The 18,806-nt window shown below is 73.3% G+C and carries 12 protein-coding genes; 7 read left to right on the forward strand and 5 right to left on the reverse strand.

Features of this window, described 5'->3' with window-relative positions; genetic code table 11:
- Positions 1-348: 348 nt before the first annotated feature.
- Positions 349-1,578 (reverse strand): hypothetical protein, encoded by a 1,230-nt coding sequence (locus ACF1AL_RS35440; protein WP_391780785.1) that lies wholly within the window; start codon positions 1,576-1,578, stop codon positions 349-351.
- A gap of 598 nt (positions 1,579-2,176) precedes the next feature.
- Positions 2,177-2,593: a winged helix-turn-helix transcriptional regulator gene (locus ACF1AL_RS35445; protein ID WP_391780786.1), complete on the reverse strand. Its 417-nt coding sequence runs from the start codon at positions 2,591-2,593 to the stop codon at positions 2,177-2,179.
- 57 nt (positions 2,594-2,650) lie between these two features.
- Here ACF1AL_RS35445 and ACF1AL_RS35450 point away from each other — a divergent pair, with 57 nt between their 5' ends.
- Both ACF1AL_RS35450 and ACF1AL_RS35455 read left to right on the forward strand, forming a co-directional pair.
- The gene (locus ACF1AL_RS35450; protein ID WP_391780787.1) at positions 2,651-3,514 is read left to right on the forward strand and encodes an alpha/beta fold hydrolase; all 864 of its coding nucleotides are present in this window, start codon (positions 2,651-2,653) and stop codon (positions 3,512-3,514) included.
- A gap of 82 nt (positions 3,515-3,596) precedes the next feature.
- Positions 3,597-4,517 carry an alpha/beta hydrolase gene (locus ACF1AL_RS35455; protein WP_391780788.1) on the forward strand — a complete coding sequence of 307 codons (921 nt, stop codon included), beginning with the start codon at positions 3,597-3,599 and terminating at the stop codon, positions 4,515-4,517.
- A 256-nt stretch (positions 4,518-4,773) separates the two neighbouring features.
- Here the strand turns inward: ACF1AL_RS35455 and ACF1AL_RS35460 are convergent, their stop codons facing one another.
- Positions 4,774-5,652 carry an alpha/beta fold hydrolase gene (locus ACF1AL_RS35460; RefSeq protein ID WP_391780789.1) on the reverse strand — a complete coding sequence of 293 codons (879 nt, stop codon included), beginning with the start codon at positions 5,650-5,652 and terminating at the stop codon, positions 4,774-4,776.
- 137 nt (positions 5,653-5,789) lie between these two features.
- Here ACF1AL_RS35460 and ACF1AL_RS35465 point away from each other — a divergent pair, with 137 nt between their 5' ends.
- Complete coding sequence (locus ACF1AL_RS35465; protein ID WP_391780790.1) at positions 5,790-7,736, forward strand: BTAD domain-containing putative transcriptional regulator; 1,947 nt, start codon at positions 5,790-5,792, stop codon at positions 7,734-7,736.
- 401 nt (positions 7,737-8,137) lie between these two features.
- Here ACF1AL_RS35465 and ACF1AL_RS35470 read toward each other — a convergent pair whose 3' ends face one another.
- On the reverse strand, positions 8,138-9,484 hold the full coding sequence (locus tag ACF1AL_RS35470; protein WP_391780791.1) for a hydrolytic protein: 1,347 nt from the start codon (positions 9,482-9,484) through the stop codon (positions 8,138-8,140).
- 257 nt (positions 9,485-9,741) lie between these two features.
- Between ACF1AL_RS35470 and ACF1AL_RS35475 the strand changes: the two genes are divergently transcribed.
- The 4 genes from ACF1AL_RS35475 (at position 9,742) to ACF1AL_RS35490 (ending at position 16,975) form a co-directional block, all read left to right on the forward strand.
- Positions 9,742-10,431 carry a response regulator transcription factor gene (locus ACF1AL_RS35475; RefSeq protein ID WP_391780891.1) on the forward strand — a complete coding sequence of 230 codons (690 nt, stop codon included), beginning with the start codon at positions 9,742-9,744 and terminating at the stop codon, positions 10,429-10,431.
- A gap of 147 nt (positions 10,432-10,578) precedes the next feature.
- Entirely contained in the window at positions 10,579-13,770 is a 3,192-nt protein-coding gene (locus ACF1AL_RS35480; RefSeq protein ID WP_391780792.1) for a hypothetical protein, read from the forward strand.
- Positions 13,767-14,468 carry a DUF4255 domain-containing protein gene (locus tag ACF1AL_RS35485; RefSeq protein WP_391780793.1) on the forward strand — a complete coding sequence of 234 codons (702 nt, stop codon included), beginning with the start codon at positions 13,767-13,769 and terminating at the stop codon, positions 14,466-14,468. Before ACF1AL_RS35480 ends, ACF1AL_RS35485 begins: the two co-directional genes overlap by 4 nt.
- Positions 14,465-16,975: an ATP-binding protein gene (locus tag ACF1AL_RS35490; RefSeq protein WP_391780794.1), complete on the forward strand. Its 2,511-nt coding sequence runs from the start codon at positions 14,465-14,467 to the stop codon at positions 16,973-16,975. Before ACF1AL_RS35485 ends, ACF1AL_RS35490 begins: the two co-directional genes overlap by 4 nt.
- 25 nt (positions 16,976-17,000) lie before the next feature.
- On the opposite strand, the gene ACF1AL_RS35495 is transcribed toward ACF1AL_RS35490, so the two are convergent.
- Entirely contained in the window at positions 17,001-18,704 is a 1,704-nt protein-coding gene (locus ACF1AL_RS35495; RefSeq protein WP_391780795.1) for a DUF4157 domain-containing protein, read from the reverse strand.
- Between the last annotated feature and the right edge of the window lie 102 nt (positions 18,705-18,806).

Raw genomic sequence — 18,806 nt, forward strand, 5'->3', positions numbered from 1 at the left:
GCCGGGCGGCCGATCTCAGCCGCTTCAGGTCAGGAGGCAGCCGAAACATGGCCCCGCGCCCCATGCAATGGCCAGCGGTCGCTCTGGGATCCTTCGGTATCCCGAGTCCTACATCAGCGGGCGTTAAAGCCCCTGCGGATCGAGCACCGCGCCCGTGCCTGAGTCGGCCGACGTCGAACCGGTGCCTGCGGCCGCGCCCGCAGGGCCGGTGCGCACACGGGAGACCGCCTCGGACGACTACCGCCCGCGCTCACCCACCAGAATGCGCCCCCGCCACGCCGGGTGGACCCGGCCATCGCGGAGCGGTGGAGCGGCCGACCGCCACGTTGCATGCGCTCAGCGCATGTATCAGAGGGATGAGGACCTGGCCTTCGTACTTGTTCGCGTCGGAGATCTCGACAGACAGGGCCGTTTGTCGACGGCAGGGTCCTCTTGACCGGTGGCGCGGCGTGTCTGTCCCCGACTGCCCCGCTGCGCTCGTTGCGGCCACAGCAGCACGTATGCCGCCGAGCCGATCCCGAAGGCGAGGCGGATGAAGCCCTGCACCGAGTCCGACGGGACCAGCAGGGCGCTGCCGTAGAGGGAGATGAGCGCGATCCAGCTCACCCACGGGACCAGGCGGCGCTGGCCGATCGAGTCCCAGATCAACGTGCCCAGCAGGACCGAGGCGTTGTAGTACGTGTACACACTCGGGTCGAGCAGGATGCGTGCGTCGACGGCGAGGAAGACCACCGCCGGCCAGCGATTCCGCCGTACGGCGAGCGCGCCCAGGGCGGTGCCGAGGGCCATCTGGGCGGGGCGGTCCCACCAGGGGGTCACAGGGTCCGTGACGCCGAACCAGCGCAGCGCGGACGCCGGCTGGTTGGGGATGGTGAATCGGGCCGCGTGCAGGGTGTCCAGGTGGGTGAGGTAGAACGGCAGCCAGGCGACCGCCACCAGAGCGAACGCCCAGCCCGCCGAGCGTAGGCGGGCCGGGCGAGGCAGCGCCAGGAGCAGGGGCATGAAGCCGACCGCCCAGGGTTTCGAGTCCACCGCCAGCGCCAGGAACACACCCACCGCCGTGGCCTGGCCGCGGACCAGCGAACGGACGGCGAAGGTGGTGAAGAACAGGGCGAGGACGTCGTCGAGGTGGGCGAAGCGGACCGAGACCTCCACCCACATGGGGACGAAGGCCGCGCCGGCGATCAGGACGCGTTGCTGCAGGCGATGGTGGTTGAGGCCGGTGCCCTGGTTGTGGTCGGCGGCGGCGCGGCCGACCAGGACGAGCATGTACAAGCCGAGGCCGGACATGAACGCGTCGGCCAGTTTCTCACCGACGTCGGCCGGGAACGGCGAGAAGAGCCCGGCCACGACGAAGCTGACGGGGCCGATCTGAAGTTCGGGGTGGTTGGCGTAGAGGGCGAGACCACCGCCGGACTGCTGGCCGAAGAGGAGTTCCTGGCCCTGGCGCAGGTAGTGCCAGGACACGGAGCCGTGGCGCTCGGCCACGACGAACCACACGGCCGTCCACAGGGTGAGCAGCACGATGTGCCATCGCACCGGGTAACGCCCGATCCGCACCATCCGTCCTTCCCGCATCCGTCAACCGTCCGTCCGGCCCTCGACCCATCCCAGCACCACTGGGTAAGAGCGCCTTCTGCGGGCCTCGGTTCATCGGCGCAAGGCTGTGTCGTGGTGCGGGACGCTCGGCCGGACGGCGTGATCGTTGGGCCAGTGCCAGGGGGTGTCCGATCGGTCAGCAAGCCTGCTGTGTCTGGTCAGTTGACTGCAGTGACTCAGTTGACTGGCTCGACTCCACGAAGGCTCATCAGGGGCGGCAGTCGCGTGCCCGACGGCGAAGGCGGCTACCGGCCCTGCCGGCGAAGGCGGCTACCGGCCCTTCGTGGCCCCTCGCCACGACCGCGTAAGCCCGAGGAGCCGGTGTGCCCATGCGCCTTCGTCAACCAGCGGGCTACGCGCCGTGTCCTCCTGATGCGCACCCCGTGCCGGGCGGGCGCTGTGCGAGGGAGAGCAGCGGACGGATGACGGGTGAAACGATCGGCGTCGGGCTAGCCGTATGGCCGCGTCCACCGCGCTCTCACTTACGGATCCACCGCCAGACCCGACACGGGACCCATCAGACACCCCAACGACCTTGCTCATCGCCGACTTGGTCGGCCGTGGACCAGCCCTGCGCTCAGAGTGAACGGTCGAATGCGTCCTGATCGAGCTGAATCTGTGGCATGTGGATCTCCGCCCACTCTCGCAACTGTGCCAGGGGCTGTGCCAACGACTTTCCACGCGCGGTGAGCCCGTAGAACACCCGTGGCGGAACGGAAGGCTCGACCCGGCGGGTGACGAGGCCGTCCCGCTCGAGCGACCTCAGGGTCTGCGTCAGCATCTTCTGGGAGATCCCGGTCAGGGCTCGCTTGAGTTCGGTGAAACGAAGTTCGCCGTCGGTCTGGTCGAGGGTCAGGACGAGCATGGTCGTCCATTTCGTGCCGACCCGGTCGAGCAGCTGCCTGGTGGGGCAGGCTGCGTCGAAGAGGTCGCCGCGGTGAGGGGTTACCCCGAGGTGACCAGGGTTCCGGGAAGTGCCTTCTTGAACGGCCACGGTCGGTCTCCTATGTTCGCCTGGTATCCGATAGTAACCGACTGGATGAGATGAACGATGTTGACTGCCTACCTGGCGGACGCCCGAGCGCGGTACATCTCGGTGAACGACGTCCGCCTCGCGGTCGAGGTGGCGGGTGAGGGCCCCGCGGTCCTGCTGCTGCACGGTTTTCCGCACACGCGGGCGATCTGGTCCGAAGTCGCGCCGCTGCTGACGGCGGCCGGGCTTCGTGTCGTCGCGCCGGATCTACGCGGTCTGGGCGACAGCGACCGAGCGGCCGGCGGTTACCTGGCGACCGAGCTCGCCGGGGATCTGGTCGGGCTCCTCGACGCGCTTGGCATCGACCGGGCGCACGTCGTCGGCATCGACCTCGGCACCGCACCGGCGTTCGCGCTGGCGGCGACCCACGCGCACCGCGTGTCCAGCCTGACGCTGAGCGAGGCGGTGATCGGCACACTGCCCGGAGCCGAATCCTTCACGGCGAGCGGCGCCCCCTGGTGGTTCGGGCTCCACTCGGTTCCGGGCGGGTTCGCCGAGGACCTGCTGGAGGGACGGGAGGACCGCTACATCCGGTTCTTCCTCGACGGCGGAAGCCGCCGCGGGCTCTCGGAGGCGCTGACCGCCCGGATCGTCGAGGCGTACCGTGGGCGGGAGTCCTTGCGGGCCGCTTTCGAGCATTACCGCGCGATGCCCGCGAACGCGCGCTGGATCTCCTCGTGGGTGACGCACAACGTGTTCACACTTCCGGTGCTCACGATCGGCGGAGGCGCAGTCGGCGAGGGCACCGCGCGTCAACTCGCCCCGTTCATTGAGAAGTTGACGGCCAGCCTGCTGTCCAACGCCGGCCACATCGTTCCGATCGACGAGCCCGAAGAGTTTTCGGCGCTGGTAGCGCAGCACGTCAAGTCGGCGGAGGCGTGATCATGACGAACAAGCGCACCGTCGTCCTCGGCCCGGTCGCACGTCCACACCGCACCGGGCTCGAAACCAGGCAGGTGACAGCATGACTCGTGAGCAACGCGAGCAGGTCCGCGAACTCCGGCGGAACTCGCCGCTCGACCTGGGTGGCGATCTCGACGTCCAACGACCGCTGTTCGAACAGATCCTCAGCTCGCAGCCGGTGCCCACCGACGCCATCGTCGAGAAGCTCGACCTGGCGGGTGTCGCCGCGCTGTCGGTCACGATCAGCGGTGCGCCGCAACCGGTCGGCACCGCGCTCTACTTCCACGGCGGCGCGTTCGCACTGGGTTCGGCGAACAGCTCCTTGGGCCTGGTGACCCAGATCGCCCGGCGATCGGGACTGCGGGTCGTCACCGTGGATTACCGGCTTGCGCCGGAGCACCCGGCACCGGCCGCGGCGACCGACGCCGTGACGTGTTATGAAGCGCTGCTGGACTCGGGTGTCGGCGCCGACGAACTGATCGTGATCGGGGAGTCCGCCGGAGGCGGGGTGGCACTGAGACTGCTCACGTCACTGGTGGCGGGAAACCGGCCCGTACCGGCGGGCGCGGTGTTGCTGTCGCCCTGGGTCGACTTGACATTGGCCGGCGACTCGATGACAACGCGGGCGTCCGTAGACGTCGCGGTGAATCGGGAAGCGCTCGCCCGGCGCGTGCTCGACTACGCCGGCGAAGGTGCTGCCGCGGCGCGGGAGCACAGCCCGCTGTTCGACGACCTGCACGGATTGCCGCCCACTCTCGTGCAGGTCGGAACGCACGAAACACTGCTCGACGACTCCATCCGGCTCGCCTCCCGTCTGGCAGCCGCCGACGTCTCGGTCATCCTCGACATCACCGCGGAAGTGCCACACGTCTTCCAGGGCTTCGCGCCGATCCTGGACGAGGGCGCATTGGCGCTCGACCGCGCGGGCCAGTTCGTCCGAACCGCACTGAAACAACCGGCACGCGATCTTCTGCCCGGCTGATCCCCGGCCCAAGAACTTCCGCCGGCCACATGTCTCACGGCGACGAGCCAACCGGAAGGAGAGCATGACCGAAACGACGCGAGCCGCTGCGCTCGACGCACGCGGGCAGCCACTACCAAGGTGATCTTCGCTGCTTCTGTGGCCGGGTGAAGGGCCGGTGCGACGCGTGGGAGACGCGGTTCCGTAGCCCGCGTTCAGGCCGCTTCGACGTGCGGGGAACGCGTGGTTCGCTCGGCCGTGGCCCGGATGGGAGGGTTCAGCGGTGCAGCAGGTCGCGGATCGCTTCCGTGATTTCGGCGGGGGCTTCTTCGGCCATGAAGTGCCCCGCGCCGGTCAGCCGGTGGTCCAGGTCCGGCGCCCACGCGTGCCAGACCTCGGCGGCGTCGTAGCCCAGCCGCACGCCCCAGTCCTGCTGGACGACCGTCACGGGCATGGCCAGCTGGGAACCGGCATCCTGGTCCGCCTGGTCGTGTGTGACGTCGATGCCCGCCGATGCCCGGTAGTCCGCGACGATCGACGGCACGGCCGCGGCGCTCGCCCGCAGATACTCGGCCCGGACCGGTTCCGGCATGGCGGCCGGGTCCCCGGCCCAGGCGTCGAGGAAGGAGCCGAAAAAGGCGTCGGCGCTGTTGGCGATCATCGTCTCCGGCAGGCCCGGCGGCTGCGCCATGAGGAAGAGGTGGTAGCCGACCGCTGCCGGGACACCGTGCAGGACGCTCCACATGTCCAGGGTCGGCACGACATCGAGGATGCCCAGGTGCGTGAGGGTCTCGGGATGGTCCAGTCCCGCCCGGAAGGCGACCAGAGCGCCCCGGTCGTGGCCGACCAGGGCGAAGCGCTCATGACCGAGCGCCGCCGCCAGGGCGACAACATCGGCGGCCATGGTGCGCTTGGAATACACCTCGGGGCCGGTGGCCACCGGCTTGTCACTGGCGCCGTAGCCGCGCAGGTCGGGACAGATCACCGTGTACTCGCCGGCGAGCCGCTCGGCGACGTGCCGCCACATCAGATGGGTCTGCGGAAAGCCGTGCAGCAGCACGACCGGGCTGCCGCTGCCGCCGACGGCGGCGGCCAGCTCCACTCCGTCGGCGCCGGGCAGACGGACGTGGTCGAAACCGGGGATCGTGAGAGTCACGAAAGGCCCCTTCCTGGGGTCGGGGGACCGGCAAAAGCCTCGGTCCGAGGACTGACGCACTCAGCGTGGGCGACGGCGATCAGCAGCCGATCAGTACGCTTCGACGCCGCAGACCCGCGGCACGGAAGATGGACGGCATGCGAATCGACGTACTCGGCGCCGTGCGGGCCCTCCGCGGCGACGGCGCCCCGGTCGACCTGGGCGGACCCCGCCACCGTGAGGTACTCGCCCGGCTTGTCGCCGCGGGGGGACGGATGGTCGCCACCGGCACCCTCGTGGAGGACCTGTGGGCCGAGCCGCCGGTGCGTGCCGTGGGTGCGTTGCGTACGTTCGTCGCCGCGCTGCGCCGTGCCATCGAACCCGGCCGGCCGCCCCGCACCCCGCCGCGTGTCCTCGTCACGGAAGGTCCCGGCTACGCGCTCCGCCTGCCGCGCGACACCGTGGACGTCCACCGGTTCGAGGACGCCCTGGCCCGCGCCCGGCGTACACCTGATGCACCCGATGCGCTGACCGACCTCGACAGAGCCCTCGCTGCCTGGCGCGGCCCCGCCTACGCCGACGTGACCGGCTCCGCGTGGGCCCAGCGCGAACGGACCCGGCTGGAGGAGCTGAGGCTGGAAGGGGTGGAACTGCGCGCCCGCCTTCTCCTCGACTCCGGTTCAGGAGCGGAGCTCGTCGCCGAGCTGGGAGCCCACGTCACCGAACACCCCTGGCGTGAGCCGGCCTGGGGACTGCTGGCCCGCGCACTGCACCGGGCGGGCCGTCAGGCGGACGCACTGGCCACCCTCCGCCGCGCCCGCACGATGCTCGCGGACCAGCTGGGGCTCGACCCCGGTGCCGAACTCCAGCGCCTGGAGACGGACATTCTCCAGGGAGCCACGACGCTCCAGCCCCCGCGCACCGTGTGGACCGCAGGCGTACGACTCGGACCGCGCACCACCGTCGAACTGGCCCGCACCCTTGCGCTGGCCGGTGGTGATGCCCTCCTCCACTCGCGGCGCGACCGCCTCGCCGCCGTCCAGGCGGCAGAGCGCACCGGAGACACCTCCCTGACCGCCCGCGTCATCGGCGCCTACGACGTGCCGGCCCTGTGGAGCCGGGCCGACGACCCCGGGCAGTCCCGCGCCGTGGTCGCGGCGGCCGAGCGTACACTCACCGCGCTCGGCACCGACGGCCCCGCCGAACTGCGCGCCCGCCTCCTGGCCACTGTCGCGGTCGAGAGCCGCAGCGCCGACCTGTCCGCAAGCGAACGCAGACGCGCCGGACAGGCGGCGCGCGAGGCCGAGGCGCTGGCCCGGGAGCTGGGCGATCCAGCCCTGCTGGTGTTCGCCCTCAACGGCGTGTTCCTCCAGTCCTTCACCCGGCCCGGGCTGGCGGCGGCACGGGACGTGATCGGCGCCGAGATCCTCGACCTGGCCACCCGGCACGCGCTGCCGAACTTCGCCGTGCTCGGCCGGCTCATCCGCCTGCAATCCGCCTCCGCTCTCGGCGACCTCGACGCGGCGACCGCACACGCAGAGGCCGCCGAACAGCTCGCCGTCACCACCGAGGCGTCTCTCGTCCCCGTGCTCACCGGCTGGTTCCGGGCCCGGGTCACAGCCGCACGCAGCACCGAGCTGGGGGGACCGGCCGCCGCCACGGCCGCGGCGCACTACCGCGCCGCCGAAGACGCCCTCGCCGAAACAGCGGGCATGCCGGGGCTGCACCGGGGCCTGTTCGCCCTCGCCCTCCTGGGGCTCCGTCTCCTGCACGGCCGCCCGGCGCCCACCGATCCCGCTCTCGACTGGGGGCCGTACCGCCCCTGGACGCGCCCCTTGGTGCTGCTCGCCGGCAACCGTGACGAAGAGGCCCGTGCCGCCCTGACCATGACGCCCGAACCACCCCCTGATCACATGCAGGAAGCACTCTGGTGCCTGACCGCCCACGCCGCCGCACCCCTCGGCGAGCGCCGGGTCGCCGCCCGCGCGGCAACAGCCCTGCGCCACGCCCGCACCGAGGAAGCGGGTGGGGCGAGCGGGATGCTCACGCTGGGGCCGGTGGCACGGTATCTGGCGGAGGCGGAGGCATGCGCCGACAAGAGATGACCGCCATCGTCCGCGCACGTGGGGGCTTGGTAGGCCCAGATTGCGTTCGCCGCGTGGCTGATGCCCGCGCCACTGGTCCCGGAGAACTGGGCGGCTCGGCCTGAGCAGTTCGGCCGACCGGAGGCGGAGGGTCGGTGCCCCGGCGGCTTCCCGCGGGGGCACCGATCACTCCGCAGAAAGACCGCAGCGACGAAGACGTACTGGGGCGGCCCACTTGTCTGCGGGGCCGCTGTGCACGCGACAGTCGGTCATCGATTCGGAGGGCCGGCGTGTGCCTGCCATGATGATCATGGTGTGTCATTTTCGGTCCAGAGCTGTCGATTTCCGGACTGAACCCGCGGTCACACTTTACAGGTGTAGTCACCACCGACCGAGAATGATTCGGAAGCACGACGTCCGATCTACGGGTCAGTACGACCGAGTACTCCGCTCACGTTCAGCACCTCGTGGCAGCCCGGCGCACGCCGGCCGGTGGCCGGCGTGCCTGGCTTCGCGCAGGTCACTTCGATGGTCACGGTGTCGCTGGCGGAGATCTTGATGGGGGTGACCCAGTGGTAGTCCTGGTTGCGGAAGGTTTCCAGCGCAATCGTGGTGATCTTGCGGTCGCCGAAGGTGATCGTCATGACCCCTTCGTCACCCTGGAAGTTGGCGACAACGATGTCCGTCACACCGAACACGCTCTGCTCGGGCACCTTGTACGTCCCGGACTTGGTCTCACCGCCGGAGGTCTTCAGGTCGATCGTCGCCGAGCTCTGCTGACCGCCGGCCGTGCCGGGTGCGGCCCCGGTGCCGCCGTCGCCGGCCCCCGGACCTTGGCTCTGCCCCTGGCCCTGGCCCGGCTTGCGGGCGCCGGGCGGGGCACTCGCGCCGCCGGTGCCGCCCGTCCCCCCGGCGTCGCCCGGGTCCCCGGCCGTGGTGGGGCGCGGCTGGACCGCCTCGTGCGCCGCCTCCTTCGCGGCGCTGCGCACCGCGGGCCGGACCAATGCGAACCACGCCAGCAGCAGCGCCAGCAGTGCCGCGAGCAGGGCGATCAACCACTTCGGGAACAGCGGGATCTGAACGAACTCCGCCTCCAGCGCGGGCCGGTGGACGCTGTCGTCCACCCGCGCTGCGTCCTGCTCCCCGGTCTCGGCGGCGACCACCGTGAACGGCCACACCACCGGAGCGCCGAACCACACCGGCTTGCCGGTGCGCACCCGCAACCCGGTCTCCGCCGACTCGCCGGGCTCCAGCCTCGGCTCGGCCGGGCTGAACGCGAACGCCAGCTCCTCACCCGCCTGGCCCGGGGTGAAGCCCACCTGCACCGGGGTGTTGCCCTCGTTGCGCACCGCCAGCCGGTAACGGCCGCGCAGCCAGCCGCGCCGACGGCGCGGGAGCAGCTCGGTGCGCAGCTCGTGGAACTCCTCGATGTGCACGGTGGTCTCGGGCACCCGTACCGCGTCGGGGTGCTCGGCCGGCAGCACCCGTACGGCGAGGGGCGTCTCCCCGGCCCGGACCTCAGGGGAGCGCGGCGGCTCCAGCCGGATCGTCACCGTCTCGGACGTGCCTGGGTACAGGGAGACACGCGCGGGTTCCACGGTGGACCAGGGCGCGCAGTCCCCGACGACCTCCAGGCTGTAGGCCTCGACGATGTCGCTGTCGTTCCGGACGGTGAGAGTGGTCGTCGCGGTGCCGCCCGGGGCCACCGTCACGACCGGGATGTCGAGGCCGGGCGTACCGGGACCGGAAGAGGCTGCAGAAGGCGTCACACCGCCACGCTAGAAGCGTCCACCCGGCCGCGCCGAGGGACGCGAGGGCAACGACCGGGCAGGGCCGGTGCCCGTACGACCACCATCAACTCGCCGCGGACGCCGTGTCGTTGATGTCACTTCCCGGCGCCCGCGCGCCGCCTTCGCGTGGTCGTCCCGTCCAGACGATCCTCCCCTCAGCTCACGAACAGGTGACCGCACCCATGTCCCGTCAGATGACCGCACCCACGTCCCGCGCAGAGAAGAGCAGCTTCGCCATGTCCCTCGCCACCTCCCACGAACCCCTCACCGCCCCAGCGCACTTGGCCGCCCGCCCGGGGCCGTCGCCACGGGTGACCGTGACCGTCTACGCCGCGGATCCGATCCTGCGCGCAGGCGTCGCACAGCAGTTACGCCACCGCCCCGAGATCGACCTCGTCGGCGACACCGGCCCCGAGGACGCGCAGGTGTCCCTGGTGGTCGTGGACACCGTCGACGACCCCGTGGCCGACCTGCTCAACCGGCTGCGCATCAACTCGGCCACCCGGGTCGGCCTCGTCGTCGGCACCCTCGGTTCCGGCGCGCTGCAACGCGTCCTGGAGTGCGGCGTCCCGGCCGTGCTGCGGCGCGCGGAGGCCGACCAGGACCGGCTCGTCCATCTGGTCCAGGCCGCGGCCAACGGCGAGGGAGTGCTGCCCGGCGACCTGCTGGGCAGACTGCTCAGCCAGGTCGGCAGCGCGCAGCGCTCCGCCCTCGACCCGGGCAGCGTGTCCCTGTCCACGCTGTCCACCCGTGAGGCGGACATGCTGCGCCTGGTGTCGGAGGGCCTGGACACCGCGGAGATCGCCCGCAAGACGGCGTACTCGGAGCGGACGGTGAAGAACGTCCTGCACGAGATCACCACCCGGCTGCAACTGCGCAACCGCGCCCACGCGGTGGGGTACGCGCTGCGCAACGGGCTCATCTGAGGGCGGCCGGGCACACCGCGCTGCCCGAAAGCACACCGCGCTCTTCCCCCGGGCACGGCCCCGCCGCCCTGCCGTCCGGCGTTTGTCCGGCGCAAGGTGGCGGGGGCACACCCACGTGTGCCGCACCAGACCGCGAGGGGGACCTCCATGCGAACCGCTGGCCGCGGCGGGCGGTACCGCCCGGGCAGACTCGGGATGTCGTTGCTGCTGCTGGTCCCGCTGCTCGGGGTGACCGGGGCGGCCGGACCGGGCAGCGCCGGATCCGTGCCGAGGGCCGCTGCAGCCGCCCCGGCGGACGCCACCCGGATCGCCTACGCCGGCACCCGGCACCGCAGTCTCGGCCGGGTGGCCACCGACACCGACACCCGCTCCGACGCGCTGTTCGGCGAGGCCCCGACCCATCAGGACATCCAGCCGTCCGCGCTCGGCGACCTCATGGTCTTCGCGAGCCTGCGCGACGAGCGGCAGCCGCAGATCTACCTGCGCGCGGCCGACGGCTCCGTACGGCGCCTGACCGCCGGCATGGACGCGGCGCACCCCCGGCTCACCCCCGACGGGCGCTCCGTGGTGTTCGACGCGTCCGGGCCGGGCGGCCCGGGCGGCAGGAAGCAGCGCGACCTGTGGCTGGTGCGCACCGACGGCACCGGCCTGACCCGGCTCACCGACACCCCCGCGAACGAGGAGTGCCCGACGGTCTCCGCCGACGGACTGCGCCTGGCGTACGCGAGCGACGCCGACGCCCTGGCCGGCGAGCAGATCCACGTGCGGCCGCTGGCCGGCGGGACCGCGACCCGGGTCACCGACCCCGCGAACGGCACCGCCACCGACCCGGTGTTCAACCCGGTCGACGACACCGCGCACCGCAACCTCATCGCGTACACCGGCGTCGCGCCCGGGCAGCGCGATCCCCGGCTCCGGGTGACCGACGGGACCACGGACGGACCGCTGCTGGCGGGCGCTCAGGCCGGCTGGCGCACCCGGGGGGCAGCCTGGCTGCCCGACGGCACCGACGTGCTGTTCCTCAGCCCCGACCGGCCGTGCACCTGCGAGGGGAACTGGGACCACGTGTTCCGCGTGCCCGCGCATTCCGAGGCCACGCCTCAGGTGGTGCTCAGCGAGAACCGTGAGGTCACTTCGGTCACCTGGCTCGGACCGCGCGACGGCGGCCGCGCGGTCGTCGAACGCGACACGGCGGGCGACGGCCACCAGGTGACGCTCCAGGACGTCCGGGCGGACGGCTCCGATCCGCGCGACCTCGGGCTGCCCATCCTCGAGGAGGACCCGGCGGCCGACACGAACACCGACCCGGCGCAGGACCCGTTGTTCCGGCCGTCCGCGAAGTTCGACCCGTGGACCGAGCGGCAGAACTACACGCCCGACGGCCGCCGCATCGCGGTGACCCGCTTCGAGGACGGTGGCAACGGCCGGGTCGAAACGATCTGGATGGTGGACGCCGACGGCCGGAACCCCGCCAGGCTGCCCCTCGGGGGGCGCGGCGAGACCGACTGGGACACCGACCCGACGTTCTCCCCCGACGGCAAGTACCTCGCGTTCACCCGCACGTCGCCGGGCGGCGTCGGCGGGCCCAGCCGCATCCTGATCGCGGACGTCGCGACAGGTGCGATCACGGGGGAGATCACCCCGCCCGCCGGGGAGCGGCCGGGCGGCGACGCCCAGCCCGTCTGGTCCTCGGACGGCACGACCCTGGCGTTCACCCGCAACGAGGTGATCGGCGGGGGCGGCGGCAACAAGCACGTGTGGACGGTGCCGGTGACCCGGCTGGACCGGCAGCGGGACCTGAGCGCCACCATCTGCCCGGGCGCCTGCGACGTCATCGACGACAGCCCGGCGTTCTCGCCCGACGGCCGCTCACTCGTCTTCAACCGCAAGAACGGCGGCGGACGGATCGACGAACACGCCGGCCTCGTCCTGACCTCCCTGACCGGCGACGAATGCCGGGTGCTGCTGCCGCCGACGGCCCGCGACCTGCCCGGCGCCTGCCGGCGCGAACTGCCGGAAGCCACCGGCCCGTTCCAGCCGCGAGACGCCGCCTGGACCGCCGACGGCACCCGCCTGGTGATCAGCGCGCGCCCCGATCGCGCGGTCAACAGCCCCGAGGAACTGAAGGTGCTGGACCTGGCCACCGGGAAGCTCACGCATCTGATGACCTCGGTGCCGGGCCGGCAGAAGGAGCCGAGCGTCCAGCAGTCGGTGAACCTCGCGGTCCACGCGCCCGGCACCACCCCCGACGTCACCGTCGACTCCTCCACCACGATCGGCGTGGACCTGGTGAACCAGGGACCCGCCGCGTCCCCCGGCACCACCCTGACCATCGCCCCGCCGTCCGGCGTCGGCATAACCGGGGTCACCTGGCCCGGCGGCACCTGCGATGCCACGGCGCTGACCTGCGACGTCGGCGTCGTGGGCCCCGGCGCCACCGTCACCGTGGACGTCACCCTCACCGGCCTCGTCCCCGGCGATCAACCGGTCGGCTGGTCGGTCACGGGCACGGTGCTCGACCCGGAGCCCGGCGACAACGCCGGCCGGACCGTGGTTCCGGTGCGCGAGGCCGCCCCGCCCCCGCCCACTCCGACGCCCACCCCCACTCCGACGCCCACCCCCACTCCCACCCAGCCCCCGGCTCCGACGCCCCCGCCGAAGCCCACCGTGCCGCCCGAGCCGCCCGCGCCCGCGGCCGGACCCGGTGTGCGGGTCACCGCACAGCCCAACCCCGGCTACGTCGGCGGGCGGGTCGTGGTGACGTACACCGTGAGCAACGGCCGCAACGCGCTCGCCACCGGGCTGCGGCTGCGCATCGGCCTGCCCGGTGGCATCCCCCACAACGGTCCGCCGCCCGGCTGCGACGCCACCTGGGAGTGCGCGCTGCCCGACCTGGAACCGGGCACGAGCACCGTCGTCCGCGTCGTGCTCAGCCCCGACAAGGCGACGACCGGCCGGGTCACCGGCCGGCTCACCACCACCGGCACCGACGCCGACCCGCGCGACAACACCGCCCGGACACGGCTGCGCATCCTCCAGCCGCGCATCGTGGCGGTGCCGGCCATCGGCAAGCCCGGCTTCGTGACCTCCGTGCGCGGCAAGGACTTCCCGCCCGGAGCGCCGGTGCGCTTCACCTGGAAGCCCGGGATCACCGCGGCGGCGGCGCCGACCGTCCCCGGAGCCGACGGCACCTTCATCGGCCAGCTCCTCATCCTCGCCAAGGATCAGACGGGACCGCGCGTCATCACCGCCAAGGGGCCCGGCTTCTCCCCGGTGACCACGGACTTCCTGGTGGTCAACGGCAGCATCCAGCCGCCGGACGAGGTGACCCGCCGGTGATCCACGAGGTCGACGAGGCGCTGCGCCGGCTGCTCGCCGAGTCCGGTCTCGAGGCGTCCGGCGTCGAGGTCGTCTTCGACGCCCCCACCCGAGACTGGGCCGCACGCCGCAGCGCCCCCACCGTCTGCGTCTTCCTGTACGACATCCGGGAGGACGCCACCCGGCGCGGCAGCGGCGCCGGGGAGGTGTACGACGCGGACGGCCACCTCGTGGCGCGGCGCAGCCCGCCGCGCTGGTTCGAGCTGACGTACCTGGTCACGGCGTGGGCGAGCCGCCCGCAGGACGAACACCGCCTGCTGTCCCAGGTACTGGGAACGCTGGTGTCCGCCGAGACGCTGCCCGCCCGGCTGCTCACCGGCACGCTCGCCGACCTCGGGCTGACCGTCGCACTGGACACCACCGGGGCCGGGGAGTACACGCCGTCCCCCGCCGACGTGTGGTCGGCGCTCGGCGGCGAGCTGAAGGCGTCGCTGCAGGCCCGGGTGCGGGCACCGCTGGCCGGCGTGACCCGGGCGGCCGCAGCTCCCGTCACCGAGGGCCTCGTCGTGCGCTCGGCAACCCGCGGCGCGGACGGCGGAGTGACGGGCCGCCGGCTGCGCTACCGGGAGACGGCCGACCCGGGCCCGGACGGCTTCGCCGGCCCCCGCGACCGCGGCCCCGCCCCCACCCGCCGCCGCCGAGGAGACCGCCAGCCATGACTCCCACCCCGAACCGGACACAGACGTCCCCCGAGGCCGGGGCGTCCACCTCACCCGGCACCGCCGCCGACGCCGCGCCCGCGGCTCCGGCCGCCGGACGCGGCACCGCCGATGCCGCCCCGACCCCTGCCGAGCCGAGCGCGTCCGGGGCGGCGGCCCCGGCTGCGGGCAACTCCGGCCACGCCGCGCCCGGTTCCGCCGACACCGCCGCGCCGGCCGCCTACGCGTCCGCCGCCCCCGGCGCGTCCGGTGCTGCGGCCACCGGCGACTCCGACACCGCGCCCGGTCCAGCGGCCCCGGCGGCTGTACCCGGCAGCGCCGATGCCGCCTCGCACCCTGCCGAGCCGGGTGCGTCCGGGGCTGCCGCGTCCGGCGCCGCAGACACCTCCGTGCCCGCCGCTCCCGGCGGGACCGTTCCGCCCGTGTCGCCGGCGTCCGGCGGTGCGGACGGGCTGTGGGGGCGGCTGGCGGTCGTCGAGGAGCGGGTGCGGCGGGCCGTGGCCGGGCGGCGAGCCGGTGATCCCGATCCCGGTGATCCCTACCGCGGGCAATACCTCGCGCCGGAGGCCGTCGCCCGGCTCCTGGACGAGCCGGGCGGTCTCGACGTACCCCCGCACGAGCCGTGGGAGCCGCCCGCCGGGTCCGTCCTCGACCGTCTCGCCCGGCGGTTCGGGCTGTCCCCGCTGGACCTGGACCTGCTCCTGGTCGCCCTCGCGCCCGACATCGACGCCCGGTTCGAGCGCCTCTACGGCTACCTCAACGACGACCTGACCCGCCGCCGCCCCACGGTCGGGCTCGCCCTGGAGCTGTGCGGGCCGGCCGGAGCCATCGCCGCGCGGTTCCGGCTCGCCCCCGGCGCACCGCTCGTCGCCGGCGGCCTGGTGGAGGTCAGGGAGCCCGAACGGCCCCCGCTGTCCCGGGTGGTGACCGTGCCCGACCGGGTCACCGCGCACCTGCTCGGCCAGGACCGGCCCGACGCCCGGCTCGCCGGCGTGCTCGACGCCGTCCACCCCGACCCGACCGCCGATCCGGCGGACGTGCGGCGGGCGGCGGCCGCGGCCGGCACCGGCATCGGGCTCGTCCATCTGCGCAGCCGGGGCGGCGACGCCGCCGGGCTCGCCGTCGCCGCCCTGCGCACGGCCGGACCGCACCCGCTCGCCCTGGACGCGGCCGCGCTCGCCCGCCGCCCGGCCGACGTACCGGAACTCGCCCGTCTCGTGGCTCTGGAAGCCCGGCTCACCGGCGCCGCCGTCGTCCTCGGCCCCCTCCAGGCGCTCCCCGGGGAACCGGCCGAACGGGCCCGCGCCGTACGGGCGGTGTGCGCGGCGCTGCGCGGCACCCCCCTGATCACGCACGGCTCGACCGGCTGGGATCCGGAGTGGGCCGCCGACACACCGGTCACCCTGGCCGTGCCGGCGCCGTCGCCCGAGCGGCAGGCCGCGCGCTGGCGGCACGCCCTGGAACGGGCCGCCACACAGGACGCCGACACCCCTGGGCGGCGCCTCACGGTGGACGACGTGCCGGAGCTCGCGGAGGCGGTCGCCGCGCACCGCCTGGACGCCCGGCAGGTGGGCCGCGCCGCCGACGTGGCGGTGCGCACGGCCGCCGCCGCGGGGCGCCCGGTCGGCCCCGACGACCTGCGGGCCGCGGTGCGGGCGCAGAACGGTGCGGGGCTCGACCGGCTCGCCCGCCGGGTGGAGCCGGGCGTCGGCTGGGACGACCTGGTGCTGCCGCCGGCCACCCACCGGCGGCTGCGGGAACTCGCGCTGCGCGCCCGCCACCGCGAGCAGGTGCTCGGGCAGTGGGGGATGCGGCCCGGCGGCGGCCGGGGCCGTGGCGTGATCGCCCTGTTCGCCGGTGAGTCGGGCACCGGCAAGACGATGTCCGCCGAGGTCGTCGCCGCTGACCTGGGCATGGACCTGTACGTGGTGGACCTGTCCACGGTCGTCGACAAGTACGTGGGGGAGACCGAGAAGAACCTGGAGCGGATCTTCACCGAGGCGTCGGCGGTCAACGCCGTGCTGCTCTTCGACGAGGCCGACGCCATCTTCGGCAAGCGTTCGGAGGTGAAGGACGCGCACGACCGGCACGCCAACATCGAGTCGGCGTACCTTCTCCAGCGCATGGAGTCGTTCGACGGGATCGCGGTGCTGACCACGAACCTGCGGGCCAATCTGGACGAGGCGTTCACCCGGCGGCTGGACGTGGTCGCGGACTTCCCCGTGCCCGACGCCGGTCAGCGGCTCGCGCTGTGGGAGCGCTGCCTGGGCGGCCGGCTGCCCCGCGCCGCCGACCTGGACCTCGCCTTCTGCGCCGACCGTTTCGAACTGGCCGGCGGTTCCATCCGGGCGTGCGCGGTGACCGCCGCGTACTTCGCGGCCGAGTCCGGCGCACCGCTCACCATGCACACCCTGGTGACGGCGATCGCGCAGGAGTACCGCAAGCTGGGCCGGCTGGTCCTGGAGGGCGAGTTCGGCCCCTACCTCCAGGCGGCCGTCGGCGCCTGAGCCGCGGCCGCCTCCGCCGACCGGGTCACTTCTTCTTCTTGGCCTTGCTGTACTCGCTCACCCCGTCCTCGTACGGCACCGCGTCGAGGCCGGGGTCGGACACCATCGCGAAGTCGTCAGGGTTGCGGACCAGCCGCACGCTGCCGAACAGCTCCTCGGGGATGACCAGTTCGTCGGAGCCGTGGTACGTCATCACCGGCCCGGCGGCGTCGGCGGCGCCGCTCTCGCTTCCGCTCTCGAACGCGAAGCCGTCGTCGGACGCGCCGGCGGCCTCCACCACCTCGACGTCCTCGCGCACATAGACGGCGACCAGGAAGCGGCCCCATTGCCGCGCTTCCTTCTTCGCGGCGCCGGAGCCGGACGCCGACTTCCCGGCGGGCGCGACGACCGGTGCGACGTAGAACCCGTTGCCCTTGCCGGTGCCGGCCCCCTTGCCGAACTTCTCCGCGTCGGGCCCGTGCGCGATCAGACTGCCGATGCTCTCGACATGGGTGCCGTGGAACCCGACCAGGCGGTAGCCGGACAGGCTCTGCGCCACCTCGGCCTGGCGCCGGGTGCGGTCCTCCTCGGACATCTCGCGGCGGAACTCGTGCGGTTGCGCCAGGCCGATGTCGTCCTGGTCCCACTGGCCCTCGTCCCAGTCCTCTCCGGTGACGGACGGCGAGGAGGCGACGCTGGTGCTGTCCGACTCCTCGTCGCTGCTGCTCTCGCTGCTGCTGTCGCCGCGGGCCCGGGTGGGGCGGAAGAAGCCGCCGCCGCTCTCGCTGTCGCTGCTGGAATCGCTGCTGGAGTCGCTTCCCTGCTGGGCCGCTGCCCGGGCTTCGACGACGGACCGCACGGCGCCCCACACCGCGTCGCCGCCCACGGGGCCGTCCAGTCGCTCGAGTTGTGCGAGGACGCGCTGAAGGACGGCCGGTTCCGCCCAGTTGAGCGGCGCCGGCCGGGTGGGGTGGCCCACCAGCCACACCATCAGGTCGGATGCGGAACGGATCGTGGTGGGACCCTCGCCGCCGCCACCCTGGATGTCGAGTTCCCGCCGCTGGACCTCCACGGCGGCCCGCTGCACCTCCGGCCCGTCGGCCGTCGCCCGGTGGTCCACCGCGCGGGCCGTGCCGAGGTCGCCGGACCCGTGCACGTGCGCGTCGTGGGCGGGGGCCGGGGAGTTCATGACCCGGTGGGCGGTGGCCTCTGCCTCCTTCTCGAACCGGTCGGACGGGTCGGACACACTCAGTCCGGCCCCGTTGTCGGTTCCTGCGACGGGCCCCTGGCGCTGCTGGACGACATGGGTGAGCTCGTGCGCCAGGGTGTGCGAGTCGCCGCCGCCGTCGCCGAGGACGACATGGCTGCCCGAGGTGTAGGCCCGGGCGCCGATGGCGCGGGCCGAGCGCGCGGCCGCGGCCCCGGTGTGCAGGCGCACGTCGGAGAAGTCGGTCCCGAACCGGGATTCCATGTCCTGGCGGACCGGTGCGGCGAGCGGTTCGCCGGAGCCGCGCAGCACCTCGTGCACACCCGGATCGGGCTGCTCCTCGACGGTCACGGGACGGACCCGGCGGGCGATCATGGCGTTCACCGCGGCGTTGCCCGCGTCGCCCTGTGCCGCCCGCAGTGCGTCGGCGGTGAGCGGCGGCGGCACGGCGGCCCCGGCGCCCGTCTCACGGCGCGCGGCGGCCGGGCCGTCCGCGTCCTGCCGTACCTCGTTCTGCTCGGCATGTGCCCCGGACCTTCGCACTGCGCTGCCTCCTCGTCGGCACACCCTTGCTGCGGCCCTCAGTGGACCGCCCGGCCCGCGGGGCCGTCCAGGGACGTCGGGGCACGCCGGGGGCAGGCGGGG

Source organism: Streptomyces sp. NPDC014801 (assembly GCF_043082085.1).
Lineage (GTDB): Bacteria > Actinomycetota > Actinomycetes > Streptomycetales > Streptomycetaceae > Streptomyces.